Below are 14,195 nucleotides of genomic sequence, written 5' to 3' on the forward strand. Positions count from 1 at the left end.
GCGTCGCACGATGCTTGCGCTAAAACCCACTTATGGAAACCAAACCAATCAACCCGATCCTGAAGCAAGTCCTCGAACTGGGGCCGACGCTTGTCTTTTTCCTGATTTATCTGCGGATCAAGGACGATACCTTCACAATCGCGGGCACCGATTATTCCGGCTTTATTGTCGCGACGTTGATTTTCGTGCCTGTTCTGTTGATCGCGATGGGGCTGCTTTGGGCGCTGACAAAATCGCTCAGCCGGATGCAATTGTTTACCGCATTCATGGTGATCTTCTTTGGCGGGCTGACCGCCTATTTCAACGATGAACGGTTTTTCAAAATGAAAACCTCTATCGTTTACGGGTGTTTTGCCGCCATTCTCGGCATCGGCCTGTTGCGCGGGCGAAGCTATCTTGAATGGGTCATGGGAGATTTTCTGCCCATGAAAGAAGAAGGCTGGATGATCCTGACAAAACGGATCACCGTGATGTTCATCGCATTGGCAATCGCGAACGAACTGATCTGGCGGACACAAACGACTGAACTGTGGGTTAAGCTCGAAACCTTTGCATTCCCCGCTGTCCTATTCGTTTTCCTGTGGCTCCAAATCATCGGTCTCCAGCGTTTCTTGATCGATCCGGACGCGAAATCCTGATTAGTTAGGATGGCTGTCAGTTGTGGCAGCCGCCAACATAGTCGGGTCGCGATACCGCATCATATTCAGGTATTTAGGTGGAATAGGCCGATCAAAGGCAACGCCTGCACGGTTGTTTGCAGCCCAACGCACCGTGGCGACATTGGCATCGTCGCTGCCCCGCAAAACAACGGCTTCACCAACAGCGACACCGGTTAAACCCGCAACACATGCGCCAGCTTCGTTAATATCAACGATATAAGCAACTTGCGGCCCGCCGGGGCGGATCACATGAACCGGAATGTGTGTCTGGTAGCGATAGGGTCGGTTTGGATATTGCATGAATGGCCTCTTTGTCGTCTGTCGACAGTTTTAGGCGCATTCACTTAAACCAGCGTTAATCGCGTTTGCCAAAAAGCGCATTTTGCGTGCCAGAATCCTTTTTCGGCTCCTTGCGCAAATCTGCTGCCAATGCTCGACCTGCGACGACACCTTCGCGGGCACCAACCGTATCCAACCAGCGCTTAAGATTTGGCTTGTCGTCAAGCGTTTGCTGTTGCCCTTCCCAAAGCGATGCCCAGCCCCAAGCCGACATATCTGCAATGGAATAGAAATCACCCGCAAGGTATTCGGACTTAGCCAACTGCCGATCCATCACACCATAAAGACGGCCAGTTTCATTGCGATAGCGGTCCTTTGCATATGGCAGGTCCTGCGGTGGATCCATGACAGGCGCGTATTTCAGGAAATGATGCGCTTGACCCGCCATCGGTCCCAACCCGCCCATTTGCCACATCAACCATTGATCCACGGCGATCCGGTCACGTTCGGTCTCACCGTAAAATGACCCTGTTTTGCGGGCGAGATACTGCAAGATCGCGCCACTTTCAAAGATACTGATAGGCGCGCCGTCGGGGCCGTCAGGATCAACGATTGCTGGCATTCGGTTGTTGGGGGCGATTGCAAGAAATTCAGGTTTAAACTGATCGCCAGCGCCGATGTTGATCAGGTGGGTATTATAGGCCAGCTTCATCTCTTCAAGAGCAATGGAAACCTTCCAACCATTTGGTGTCGGCCAGAAATATAGATCAATGGGGGCGGTCATGCGTTTCTCCTGTTGGCGTTCGCGCAGCCTACGCAATTCCGAACAAGACGCAACGCGTTGGACAGGTTTGCAGGCGAACATGGATACGCCGTCTAAAATCTTAAGTTGAGGGTGGACGGTTTCGTTAACTTTTGGCACCTTCGAGAACAATTGAAACCAACAAATAGTGAGTTACCTATGATACGGACATTTTTTATTTCAACTTCCATTCTTGCTCTGGCTGCATGCGGCGGCAGCAGTGGCGGAGGCAGCGCTGGCGGAGGCTCAACTTTCGATGACGTGTTGAACGATTTCGAAACCAATCCGGTTCTGACGGCGGGTTTGAATGATTCTGTCGAATATGCGCAGTTTTCAACGCTGTCTGCCGCCGGTGGCGCCAGCTATGAAGGTGACGCAATTGTGTATTCCGAAATCGGTACGCTCAATATTGACGAGGTTGACGACATCAGTGACCTGCCGACCCCAACATTGGCCGGCAGCGTCGCTCTGCAAACATCATTTTCAGGTGACGAAGGCACTCTGACCGGTAGCTTCGGTGACTTTGTCGATTCGAACGGGAACAGCAAAACGGGGACAATCACGCTTTCCGAAGGTGAAGTGACTGAAGACTTCGAAGGGGATGCTTTCATGGCAGCCAGCATCGACGGCACCCTGAGCGGCAGCGGCGCGGGTAACGGGCGCTATCAAGGGCTCGTCTTCGGCAGCTTCACGACTGAAGGCGTCGTTGGCGTGGGGGTTGGGCTGCCAATCACATCGACAACCGATATTGATGACCTGACAGAAGACGACATCGAAGAACTCGAAGATTTCGCGGAAAGCGACGCATTCGCGATTATCTTCGCAGCGGATTAATTGATCCCAAATAAAGACATAGAAGGGCTGCCAACTGGCGGCCCTTTTTACGTGATTGTGAACGCACCACGGTGAACGCCTGTTGACGTCTCGCGTCCTGCTGACTATCCGAACAGGCGTGGTGATTTGTGACCGGATTGCGGGCCACGTTAAATAATTCGCTAAAAAGGCTGCGGGTATTTACGCCCCGATGCCTTGCCCGGTGTCGGGGTTTTGCTTTGAAAAGCGCCCCCTGAACCGAAAGAACGAATAGATGTCCAACTCATCAAACTGGTCCCGTCGCACGCAGGCTGTCCATGCCGGTACGCGGCGCAGCCAATACGGCGAAGTGTCGGAAGCAATTTTTCTGACCCAAGGCTTTGTCTACGACACGGCAGAAGACGCCGAACAGCGCTTCATCCAGATCGAAGGCGACGAATTTATCTACGCCCGCTACGGCAACCCGACCTTGGCGATGTTCGAAGACCGGATGGCCGCCCTTGAAGGCGCAGAAGCCGGTTTTGCCTGCGCGTCAGGCATGGCGGCAGTCAATGGCGCACTGATGTCTTTGGTCAAAGCGGGCGATCACATCGTGTCGTCGCGGGCTTTGTTCGGGTCCTGTTTGTATATCCTCGAAGACATCCTTGCGCGCTTCGGCGTCGAAATCACGCTGGTCGACGGGCGCGATCTGGACGCGTGGAAAGCGGCCATTCGCCCCGACACGCGCATGGTTTTCCTCGAAAGCGTGTCCAACCCTGTGCTTGAGGTCATCGACCTGAAAGCGGTCGCTGACATGGCGCATGCAGTTGGTGCGATGGTTGTGGTCGATAACGTCTTTGCGACGCCAACCTATTCCTATGCCATCGAAGCTGGTGCTGACCTTGTCGTTTATTCCACCACGAAACACGTGGACGGGCAGGGGCGTTGTCTGGGCGGGATCATCCTTGGCAAACGTGACATCGTGCGTGGCCCGGTAGAGGCCTACCTGAAACACACAGGCGGGGCGATGTCGCCGTTTAACGCGTGGGTCATGCTGAAGTCATTGGACACGATGGACCTGCGGATCGATGCCCAATGCGATACAGCAGAAGTGTTGGCCAACGGTCTTGCCGATCACCCCAAGCTAAACAAGGTGGTGTATCCAGGGCATCCATCGCATCCGCAATATGCGCTGGCAAAACGGCAATGCAAACGCGGTGGGACGGTTTTGGCGATTGAGGTCAAAGGCGGAAAAGAAGAGGCGTTCAAATTCCTTAACGCTCTCGAGATTTTCACCATCTCCAACAACTTTGCCGATAGTAAATCGATCGTCACCCATCCGGCGACCACGACGCACCAGCGGCTGAAACCCGAACATCGTGCTGAGCTGGGGATCAGCGATGGCATCGTGCGGATTTCCTGCGGGCTTGAAGATGCAGGCGATCTTCTCGCTGATCTACAATCGGCACTTGATACCATCGCCTAAGTCGACGCCGAACAATCCGGAACGCGCCAATGCGGCGTGTTCCGGTTAAAACCTGTCGAAAAAGACAGTCGCGTTCAGGTCAGACATAGCTATGCTATCCAGACCTAAACACGCGAAAGAATACCCTCATGTCTGATCCAAACGACGCTATCACGCGTATTTTAGATGGTATCAGTGGAAAGCTGTCACAATCGCCCCATATGGATGGTGCGGGCAGCCAGCAGGGAGACCTTGCCATGAATATTCATTCGCCAGACCTAGACCGTGAACCATCGCGCGAAGAAGCCGAGGCCGCATTGGCGTTGCTACGGCGCTGGGCAGGAGACGTCACAGCAGAAGAAGTCGCAACGTTGGACCCGCTGGTGTCACGCCTGATCCCGGGTCAGGAAGTCTCAAACTATCCCGCCCTAGCGCGCGCTTACCCCGACGCGTTTGAAGTCGATGATGCCTACAAGGCGAGCATGCCTGACCTGCAAAACGGCCCGTCGTCGCTGATCCGTGGCACGAAACAGCAAATCCAACACGTCGGCATTTCCAATTTTCGCCTCCCGATCCGGTTCCGCACCCGTGACAATGGCGATCTGACGCTGGAAACATCTGTGACGGGCACAGTGTCGCTTGATGCCGAAAAGAAGGGTATCAACATGTCCCGCATCATGCGGACGTTTTACAAACACGCTGAAGAAACCTTTAGCTTCGACGTGATCGAACGGGCGCTGGATGCCTATAAGACCGATCTTGAAAGTTTTGATGCACGCATTCAAATGCGGCTGTCTTTCCCGATGAAAGTTGAAAGCCTGCGGTCCGGTCTGTCTGGGTACCAGTACTACGACATCGCGTTGGAACTTGTGGAACAAGACGGCGTACGGCGCAAAATCGTACATTTCGACTATGTCTATTCGTCTACCTGCCCATGTTCACTTGAACTTTCCGAACATGCCCGCCAATTCCGCGGGCAATTGGCGACACCGCATTCGCAGCGGTCCGTCGCGCGGATTTCAGTGAAGCTGGAAGAAGGGCAAAGCATCCTTTGGTTCGAAGACCTGATCGACATGGCCCGCGCAGCTGTACCTACGGAAACGCAAGTGATGGTCAAACGCGAAGACGAACAGGCCTTTGCAGAACTGAACGCAGCGAACCCGATCTTCGTTGAAGATGCGGCGCGGCTTTTCTGTGAACAACTGCTGAAAGACCCGCGTATTGGCGATTTCCGCGTCGTGGCAAGCCATCAGGAAAGCCTGCACAGCCATGATGCGGTGTCGGTATTGACGGAAGGCGAAACCTTCGCGGCGGATAGCATCGACCCCAAAATGTTCGCGACGTTGTTCCACGTCGGCTAAAATAGCCCCGCCGAACCTGTGAACGAATGGCCACGGCAGTGGCCGTTCTCACGCCGCAGTCTCTTGACACTATACCCCCCGCAGGCCAACCCTGCAGGATGATCGACTTACGCCCAGTTGGATATGTTATTGGCCTGCTCGTGGCTTCGCTTGGCGTGACCATGCTCGGGCCTTTGGCCATTGATATCGTGGATCAAAACGGCGAATGGCCCGTGTTCTTCGAGGCCGCTATTGTGACCATCCTTGCGGGTGTTTTAACATCAATGGCATGTTCGAACGGGACGGCAGCACGGTTGTCCCTGCGCCAGACCTTCCTATTGACGTCACTCGTCTGGATTACGCTGCCTATTTTCGGCGCAATTCCATTTGTACTGGGCGCGACAGAGGCGAATTTCACCGACGCATTTTTCGAAGCAATGTCTGGCCTGACGACAACTGGTGCGACGGTGTTTACCGGCCTCGACGGGTTGCCGCGCGGATTGCAGCTTTGGCGCGGCATCCTGCAATGGCTTGGCGGCGTCGGAATTATTGTTGTGGCGATGGTGTTTCTGCCCGAACTGCGGGTTGGTGGTATGCAAATCTTCCGGTCCGAAGGCTTTGATACCATGGGAAAAATCCTGCCACGGGCGGGGGAAATCGCGAGCTCCATCTCGACAATCTACATTGGCCTGACGATTGCTTGTGCCTTCGCTTATGCCGCTTCCGGCATGGGACGTTTTGACAGTGTCGTGCATGCGATGACGACGGTTTCGACTGGCGGCATGGCCAATACCGACGCATCCTTCTCGCGGTTCGGCGCGTCGACCCATTACATCGCGATTGTTTTTATGTTGCTCGCAGCGGTGCCCTTCGTCCGCTTTGTGCAACTGATGGCTGGGTCGGCAAAACCATTGTGGTCCGACCCCCAAATCCGCGGCTTTCTTGGCGTTATCACGATCTGCGTGCTCCTGATCACATCATGGGTCTGGGGGCGGCAAGGCGTCCTATCGGAACTCGCGTTTCGCGAGGCGCTCTTTAACGTGACATCCATCATTTCGGGCACAGGATACGCTAGCGCCGACTATATGACATGGGGCACATTCCCCGTCGTGATGTTCTTTTTTATCGGGCTTGTCGGGGGCTGTGCGGGATCAACATCATGTTCCGTCAAAGTCTTCCGCTACCAACTGCTTTTCGCCTCGATCAAAAGCCAAATCCGGCAAATCCACTCGCCCCACGGCGTCTTCACACCCCGTTATGACGGCAAAACCGTGTCAGAGGACGTCCTCAACTCCGTCATGGCGTTTTTCGTGGCGTTCTTGCTGTTGCTTGGCTTCATCGCCGTCCTTTTGGGCATGACGGGGCTGGATTTTATCACCTCTGTTTCCGGCGCGGCTGCGGCTGTGGCCAACATTGGACCGGGGCTGGGGACAGAAATCGGACCGGCAGGCAATTACGCAGGTATCAACGACGCGGCTAAGTGGATTTTGGCCATCGCGATGTTCGTTGGCCGCCTCGAAATCATGGTGGTTCTGGCCATCCTTACCCCCAAGTTCTGGAGATCTTAACATGACCCAACGCCCGCTCGGTGCGCAAATCTCGCACATGCTGAAATCACGCGGCGTCGAGGTTATTTTTGGGATTCCCGGCGTGCATAACCAAGAAATGTACCGTGGTATCGAAGAAGCGGGGCTGACACACGTGCTGGCCCGTCATGAACAGGGTGCGGGTTTTATGGCAGACGGCTACGCACGTGCGACCGGAAAACCGGGGGTCGCCTACGTGATCACGGGGCCGGGGCTCTGCAATATCATGACGCCGATGGGGCAGGCCTATTCGGATTCAGTGCCGATGTTGGTGATCTCTAGCTGCCTTAATCGCGCTGACCTCGGCATGGGGCGCGGACGGTTGCACGAAATGAAGGATCAGGAAATCGCGGCGGGCACCGTATGTGACTGGTCGCTGACCGCGATGGACGCAGATTCCGCTTACCAGCTGATCGACCGCGCGTTGACCGAATTCGCGACAGGCCGCAAACGCCCGAAACATATCCAAGTACCGATCGAAGTGCTTGAGGCATTGGCACCTGCAGCACCCGTGCCAACGACGCAAGTCACCGCAGGCTATATCCCTGACGACGTGACAAAAATCGTGTTCGATGCAATTGCGACGGCTAAACGCCCGCTGTTCATTTTCGGCGGCGGGGCGCGCGATGGTGCCGACGTTTGGCGCGACGTGGTAACTTCTGCAGGGGCGGCCAGTTTTGTGACCTACGCTGCAATGGGCATGTTCGCCGAGGGCGGTCTGCACTTCGGTAGCAGCCTTGCGCGGCCTGGGTCTGCGGATGTGATCGCAAGCGCGGATGTCGTGATCGCAGTCGGGACGGAACTGTCCGAAACTGACCTGTGGCGCGACGATCTCGGGCAATCTGGCACATTTATTCGCATCGACATTGACGCTGATGAATTGAACGACCGACCGGCAACTGCGCGGATTCATGCGGATGCGGGGCAAATAGCAAAAGAACTTTGGCGCATGCGCGGCGATTGGTCCGGACAGACAGAATGGACTGAAATCGCCGTCGCGGAGCAACGTCAAAAGTGGCGCGCAGAGGTGAACAGCGAACGGCCCGGTATTCTGCCCGTCGCCGATGCGTTGCGCGCGGCCCTGCCTGCGGACACCGTCGTTTACTCTGACATGACCCAATTTGCCTATGCCGCGTTGGAAATCTGGCCGATGTCCGCGCCGAACCTATGGCACCACCCCACCGGTTTTGGCACGCTCGGCTACGCACTACCTGCGGGGATCGGCGGGGCGATTGCGCGCAAAGGACAACCCACAGTCGCCATCGCGGGTGACTATGGCTTCCAATATACCCTGCAAGAACTGATGGTTGCGGTGGAATTACAGCTCAACCTGCCCATCGTTCTTTGGGACAATGGAAAGCTGGGCGAAATCGAAGATTCGATGGTGGCCGCCCAAATCGCACCAAACGCAGTGATCCAGCAGAACCCTGATTTTGTGAAATTCGCAGAAGCGTTCGGGGCCGCGTCAGCTGCGCCAGAGTCTTTGGACGAACTGCAAGAAGCTGTGCGAAAGGCCTTGGAAACCCAAGGCCCAACACTGATCTATGTGAACGCGAAAATCGCGATCTAACCTACCAGCAAGAAACCAGAACGGTCACATCAACGGCCTTCTGGTTCAACGCTTCTGGCGGCAGGAAGGCGACAGTGTCCGTTGTCTCAAGCCGTACATCAGCCAGCAACAGCGACGCCACGATGCGTGTCGCGTCGACTGAAAAACTGACTTCGGGCGGCAATTGCTGCCCGTTCCGGCTGGCGCGAGGCAACAACATACCCAAAACCGCACCACCATTGTCGAACACAGGCCCGCCCGCATCACCGGGCTGGGCCGTCAATGACAAACGCTTCAATTCGTCTTCGCCGTTCAGACCGCGAATATCAGCCAGTCGGCCAAACGTCAGCGACGGCGTGGTCAATACTCCGCCGTATGGATAGCCCGCGACCGCAATTTCGGACTGCAAACGCGGTACACCGGTTTGGAACTGCGCCACGTCTGCGGGGGCCAACGGTGTGTTGGGCCGGATCACGGCCAAACCCAATAACTCGTCCGTGTGAACGACCTGTGCGTCATGGACTTCGTCGATTGTGATACGGCTGCATTCGCCAACCGCTTCCGCCGTTGTTAGAACGTCACCTTGACCATCTACGAAGAAACCCGACCGCGACAGTTTTGGTTTGCGCACGGCCAAACCGGACACAAGATCAATCGCTTGGCTGTCGTCTGGGGCTGCAATTGCGGGATCAAGGACACCGTCAACCGTCGCAAAACTCGCCTTCATCGCATCCAAAACCCGAACGCGGCGTGCTTCGTCACCAGTCGGCCAAATCAATGAAAAGCCTTTGATCTGACCGTTACGCAATGTGGCTGTGGTGTAGGAATGAATGCCTTCGCCAATGCCTTCGATTTCAAACGATTGGTCACGGCGGCGGCGGGGGCCTTCTGTCGGGACAATCGCCAATGTCTGCAGGATTTCATAAAGGCCGAACAAGCGATCCTGATCGCCTTCCTGCGAAATCAACAATACGCGTGCGGCCAGATCGCCTTTTGGTTCGAACTGCGCAAAGGGTGGCTCATATTTGTCGAAGGCCACAACGCCAGTCGGAATCACCATTTCAATGCCCGTGGCGTCATCACGGATCAACTGCAGGTCCATGCCATCCAGAATGGCATTGTATGCGCCAATCAACTCGGCGCGCTGTTTTGTCGTCAAAATGCCGGTCGGTTCGTAGTTATTGGCAACCTGCCATTCGCCCATCGACCGCCGTGTTCCGCGCCCAAAAGCACCATCAATCGCAGCATCGTAAAAGCCGGCCCATTTCAAAGCCGTTTGCAACTGCTCTTTCGCGGCGCGGCTCAACGCGGCTTCAGACGCACGGGCTTCGTTAGGCGTTTCATCTGGGGCAATCACTGGCACGACCACCAGGTCTTCAGCTTCAGGCGGCAAATCAGGTGTGTTCGCAATCGCGCGCGCCAATTCCTCCAGCGACGGCTCTGTCGTCGGCAAAGGCTGTGCCGTCGTGGGTGCACCCACGCCAACTGGCCAGAACTGTTGACGAAAATTGCGACCATCCGCAATAAAGCTATCGCTCGGGATTTGCCCGCTGCGCCGTAGATTGGCCAACAACACGTCTGCGTCTGCGCGTGTGTATGGGCCCAAGACGATGCCGTACCAGCCTGATCCGATGTAGTAGCCCGCCACGTTGTCGAGCCGTGCGTCAAAAGCACGGGCGCGATTCTGCGCGCCGGTCAGGGTCGGCTGTGCCTCAACCTGCACCCAAACCGGGCTTTGTTGTGCGGCCGCGCCGATTGGCGTGAAAGCGAATGCGATTACTGCGAGAAAAACTCTGATCATGTGTGATCCATAGACTTCAAAAACTTACGTTAACCTTAATGCGACGCGGAACTTAGCAGAGAACCAGACAGGTGCAGCAAGATTCTAGACCTCATAAGCGAGTTTCTTCTGGGGAAATACCCCATAGCTGCTAATTGACCCTGTCCGCCGTGCAGCCTATTGAACGTCCAAACCGAAAAGAGGGCGAAATGGCCGACAAACCACGTAGTTTCCAAGAAATCATCCTGCGTCTCCAGTCATACTGGGCGACCAAAGGCTGTGCCATGATGCAACCATACGACATGGAAGTTGGCGCAGGCACATTCCACCCTGCCACGACATTGCGCTCGCTCGGGTCAAAACCGTGGGCTGCGGCCTATGTGCAGCCGTCGCGGCGGCCAACAGACGGGCGTTACGGCGAAAACCCGAATCGCCTGCAGCATTACTATCAGTACCAAGTTCTGATCAAACCAAGCCCACCTGATCTTCAGGACCTCTACCTTGGGTCTTTGAAAGCGATCGGCATCGACGCTGACATGCACGACATCCGCTTCGTCGAAGACGATTGGGAAAGCCCGACATTGGGCGCGTGGGGCCTTGGCTGGGAAGTTTGGTGCGACGGCATGGAAGTGTCCCAATTCACGTATTTCCAACAGGTTGCAGGTTACGACTGTAAACCCGTGTCCGGCGAATTGACCTACGGGCTGGAACGGCTCGCGATGTATATCCTCGACGTCGATCACGTGATGGACATGCCGTACAACGACCCAGACGCACCAATCGCGCTGACCTACGGCGACGTGTTCAAACAGACCGAAGAAGAATACGCGCGCTGGAACTTTGACGTGGCCGACACCGACACGCTATTGCAGCATTTCAAAGACGCGGAAGCCGAATGTGCCCGCATTTTGGCCGAGGAACACGTTGACCCGAAAACCGGCAAACGCATCATCATGGCGCATCCGGCTTATGACCAAGCGATCAAGGCCAGCCATGTGTTCAACCTGCTCGACGCGCGTGGGGTAATTTCTGTCACGGAACGCCAAGCCTATATCGGACGGGTGCGTGCGCTGACGAAATCATGCGCGGATGCGTTTGTACTCACCGCTGCCGCCGGTCACGCGGCATGAATATTGCCCGTCTCGTTATAGGAGGGATCATCATGTCAGCTATCGCTGCGGGCATCGCGCTCTACTATCTTCAGGTTTACGCCTACTACGAAGAAGTCACGCTTCAAGTTGAAGATGTGCAAATGACTTCGTTGTTCACGGGCGAGCCGGAACCGATTTTGTTCGAAAACTTCAACGCAATTGATAGCGACAGCAGCCCACTGCGGTTCCGCGCGTGCTTTGATACTTCGCTCAGCTTCGGGTTCCTGACCGAGACGTACGAAATCTATGACGCGGCAGAACCGCTGAACGCGCCGGGCTGGTTCGACTGCTTCCAAGCAGGTGAACTAGGCGACGACCTGTCGTCTGGCGTTGCCGTGGCGTTCATGGGCATCGAAAACATCCAATACGGGATCGACCGCGTGATCGCAGTTTATCCTGACGGTCGCGCATTCGCGTGGCACCAAATTAACGAATGTGGCGAAGTTGTCTTCGATGGCAACCGCGCACCCGAACATTGCCCACCAGCACCGGAAAGACTGCAATAATGGCCGATCTTCTGATTGAACTCTTCTCCGAAGAAATCCCTGCGCGTATGCAGGCCAATGCCGCGAAAGACCTGCAAAAACTGGTCACTGACGGTCTTGTCGAGGCTGGTTTGACCTATGCGGGTGCGGCTGCGTTCGCAACGCCACGCCGTTTGGCGCTGTCCTTGGAAGGGCTGACATCGGAAAGCAAAGCGGTCCGCGAAGAACGCAAAGGCCCTGCAACAACGGCGCCTGACAAAGCGTTGGAAGGCTTCTTGCGGTCCACCGGATTAACCAAAGATCAGCTTGAAATCCGCGACGTCAAAAAAGGCCAAGTTTACTTTGCGGTTGTTGAAAAACCGGGCCGGATGGCTGCGGATATCATCGCCGAAGTGCTGGAAAAAACGATCCGGAATTTCCCGTGGCCGAAATCAATGCGCTGGGGTGAAGGTGCGTTGAAATGGGTCCGCCCATTGCATTCCATCATCTGTATCCTCAGCGATGAAGCAGGGGCCGAAATCGTACCGCTGGACATCGACGGCATCAAAGCGGGCAATCAAACACGCGGACATCGCTTTATGGCGCCAGACGCGTTTTCTGTCGTATCTTTCGAGGATTACGAGGCAAAGCTCAAGCGCGCGAAGGTTGTTCTGCGCGCAGAAGAACGGGCCGAATTGATCTGGCACGACGCCACAAACCAAGCCTTCGCACAGGGCCTCGAGATCGTCGAAGATCGCGGTCTGCTGGCAGAGGTTGCGAACCTCGTCGAATGGCCTGTCACGTTGATGGGCACCATCGCTGACGACTTCCTCGAAATGCCGCCAGAGGTGCTGCAAACCTCGATGAAGGACCACCAGAAGTTTTTCTCGGTCCGGAACCGGAAAACGAACCGCATCGAACGCTTTGTCACGGTCGCGAATATCGAAACCAAAGATGATGGCGCGACCATTCTCGCAGGCAACCAAAAGGTATTGTTTGCAAGGCTTTCTGACGCAAAATTTTTCTGGGAAAACGATTTGCGCGTGGCCAAAGCGGGCATGGCGGAATGGACCGAAGGCCTGAAAGCCGTGACGTTCCACAACAAACTGGGATCGCAGTTTGATCGTGTCGAGCGGATCGTGGCACTGGCGCGTGAAATTGCGCCTGTTGTCGGCGCGGACGCGGATGAAGCAGCAGAGGCTGCGCGTATCGCCAAGGCTGATCTGCGGTCGGAAATGATCTATGAATTCCCTGAACTTCAAGGACTTATGGGGCGTTATTACGCAAAATCAGCCGGTGCATCTGACGCTGTGGCCGCGGCTGCACAAGAACATTACTCGCCGCTCGGCCCGTCCGACGACGTGCCGACAGCGCCTGTTTCCGTGGCCGTTGCTCTGGCCGACAAGCTCGACACACTCACTGGTTTCTGGGCGATCGACGAAAAGCCCACAGGATCAAAAGATCCATTTGCGCTCCGGCGCTCTGCTTTAGGCGTCATTCGGTTGATCCTCACCAACAATGTGCGGATGTCTTTGGATAAGGCGTTTGACGCTGAATTCTTGCGACATGAAATCCGGTCTGTGAATAGCGACGTCAGTGAACCTGATTTGCACACGATGGAAGAAACGCTGCGGGAAATCGCGGAGCATGGTATCTTCAAGTCAGCATTCCTGACTGTCCAGAAGCGTTTCGACGACGCAGAGGTCAAGCCCGACTTTAGCGAAGGATCGTGGATTGACGGCGTGTCAAAGCGGGTGCCAGACACAAGCGTGAACCTTCTTTCGTTCTTCCACGACCGTCTCAAGGTCTTCCTCAAGGACCAAGGCATCCGTCATGACATCATCGACGCCTGCATCGCGATGCCGGGCAATGACGATCTGACGCTGTTGGTAAAACGAGCGCAGGCGCTTGCTGAAACGCTGAAAACCGACGACGGTGAAAACCTGATCCAAGGCTTCAAACGCGCGAACAACATCCTGACCCAGGCCGAAGAAAAAGACGGTGTCGAATACTCTTACGGGGCGGACCTAAAGTACGCTGAACACGATAGCGAAAAGGCGTTGTTTGCCGCACTCGACGCTGCTGACGCCAAAATCGCACCCGCGATGCAGGCCGAAGACTTCAGCACCGCGATGACTGCCATGGCAGAATTGCGCGGCCCGATTGACGCATTCTTTACGGATGTTCAGGTAAACGCGGATGCAACCATCGTCCGCCGCAACCGTCTGAACCTGCTCAGCCGGATCAGAACGATCTGTCTTAGCGTGGCCGATCTGACCCTTATCGAGGGTTAAACGCTACGTTTCTGGGAACAAACCTTTACGCACA

Annotated in this window: 12 protein-coding genes and 1 riboswitch; of the genes, 9 read left to right on the plus strand and 3 right to left on the minus strand. The window is 55.6% G+C overall.

Annotated elements, in window-relative coordinates; genetic code table 11:
- The first annotated feature begins 32 nt into the window (after positions 1–32).
- The gene (locus AC0L7R_RS06390; protein WP_247128357.1) at positions 33–638 is read left to right on the plus strand and encodes an inner membrane-spanning protein YciB; all 606 of its coding nucleotides are present in this window, start codon (positions 33–35) and stop codon (positions 636–638) included.
- Here the strand turns inward: AC0L7R_RS06390 and AC0L7R_RS06395 are convergent, their stop codons facing one another.
- Both AC0L7R_RS06395 and AC0L7R_RS06400 read right to left on the minus strand, forming a co-directional pair.
- Entirely contained in the window at positions 639–959 is a 321-nt protein-coding gene (locus tag AC0L7R_RS06395; protein WP_348394454.1) for a hypothetical protein, read from the minus strand.
- Between the two features lie 55 nt (positions 960–1,014).
- The gene (locus AC0L7R_RS06400) at positions 1,015–1,722 is read right to left on the minus strand and encodes a glutathione S-transferase N-terminal domain-containing protein (RefSeq protein ID WP_473659673.1); all 708 of its coding nucleotides are present in this window, start codon (positions 1,720–1,722) and stop codon (positions 1,015–1,017) included.
- A 177-nt stretch (positions 1,723–1,899) separates the two neighbouring features.
- Between AC0L7R_RS06400 and AC0L7R_RS06405 the strand changes: the two genes are divergently transcribed.
- From AC0L7R_RS06405 to AC0L7R_RS06425, 5 genes are all read left to right on the plus strand, one after another.
- Complete coding sequence (locus AC0L7R_RS06405; protein WP_473659674.1) at positions 1,900–2,574, plus strand: hypothetical protein; 675 nt, start codon at positions 1,900–1,902, stop codon at positions 2,572–2,574.
- Positions 2,575–2,682: 108 nt separating this feature from the next.
- A riboswitch (SAM riboswitch) is annotated at positions 2,683–2,760 on the plus strand.
- 67 nt (positions 2,761–2,827) lie between these two features.
- The gene (metZ, locus tag AC0L7R_RS06410; RefSeq protein WP_473659676.1) at positions 2,828–4,018 is read left to right on the plus strand and encodes an O-succinylhomoserine sulfhydrylase; all 1,191 of its coding nucleotides are present in this window, start codon (positions 2,828–2,830) and stop codon (positions 4,016–4,018) included.
- A gap of 236 nt (positions 4,019–4,254) precedes the next feature.
- Positions 4,255–5,358, plus strand: coding sequence for a GTP cyclohydrolase FolE2 (gene folE2, locus AC0L7R_RS06415; RefSeq protein ID WP_247128424.1), 1,104 nt, complete (start codon positions 4,255–4,257; stop codon positions 5,356–5,358).
- A gap of 98 nt (positions 5,359–5,456) precedes the next feature.
- Positions 5,457–6,905, plus strand: a complete 1,449-nt coding sequence (locus AC0L7R_RS06420) for a potassium transporter TrkG (protein WP_473659678.1) — start codon at positions 5,457–5,459, stop codon at positions 6,903–6,905.
- Between the two features lies 1 nt (position 6,906).
- Positions 6,907–8,493, plus strand: a complete 1,587-nt coding sequence (locus tag AC0L7R_RS06425) for a 5-guanidino-2-oxopentanoate decarboxylase (RefSeq protein ID WP_473659680.1) — start codon at positions 6,907–6,909, stop codon at positions 8,491–8,493.
- Position 8,494: 1 nt separating this feature from the next.
- Here the strand turns inward: AC0L7R_RS06425 and AC0L7R_RS06430 are convergent, their stop codons facing one another.
- Complete coding sequence (locus AC0L7R_RS06430; protein ID WP_473659682.1) at positions 8,495–10,273, minus strand: trypsin-like peptidase domain-containing protein; 1,779 nt, start codon at positions 10,271–10,273, stop codon at positions 8,495–8,497.
- 188 nt (positions 10,274–10,461) lie between these two features.
- Here AC0L7R_RS06430 and AC0L7R_RS06435 point away from each other — a divergent pair, with 188 nt between their 5' ends.
- Genes AC0L7R_RS06435 through glyS form a run of 3 tightly spaced genes read left to right on the plus strand, consistent with a single transcriptional unit; the run spans position 10,462 to position 14,161 of the window.
- A complete protein-coding gene (locus tag AC0L7R_RS06435) occupies positions 10,462–11,382 on the plus strand; it encodes a glycine--tRNA ligase subunit alpha (RefSeq protein ID WP_247128349.1) in 921 nt (306 codons plus the stop codon).
- Between the two features lie 32 nt (positions 11,383–11,414).
- Positions 11,415–11,909: a DUF6446 family protein gene (locus AC0L7R_RS06440; protein ID WP_348109129.1), complete on the plus strand. Its 495-nt coding sequence runs from the start codon at positions 11,415–11,417 to the stop codon at positions 11,907–11,909.
- Positions 11,909–14,161 carry a glycine--tRNA ligase subunit beta gene (gene glyS / locus AC0L7R_RS06445; RefSeq protein ID WP_473659683.1) on the plus strand — a complete coding sequence of 751 codons (2,253 nt, stop codon included), beginning with the start codon at positions 11,909–11,911 and terminating at the stop codon, positions 14,159–14,161. The genes AC0L7R_RS06440 and glyS overlap by 1 nt, the downstream gene beginning before the upstream one ends.
- The last annotated feature ends 34 nt before the right edge of the window (positions 14,162–14,195 follow it).

The sequence above is a fragment of the Yoonia sp. D2-7 genome (genome assembly GCF_055809435.1).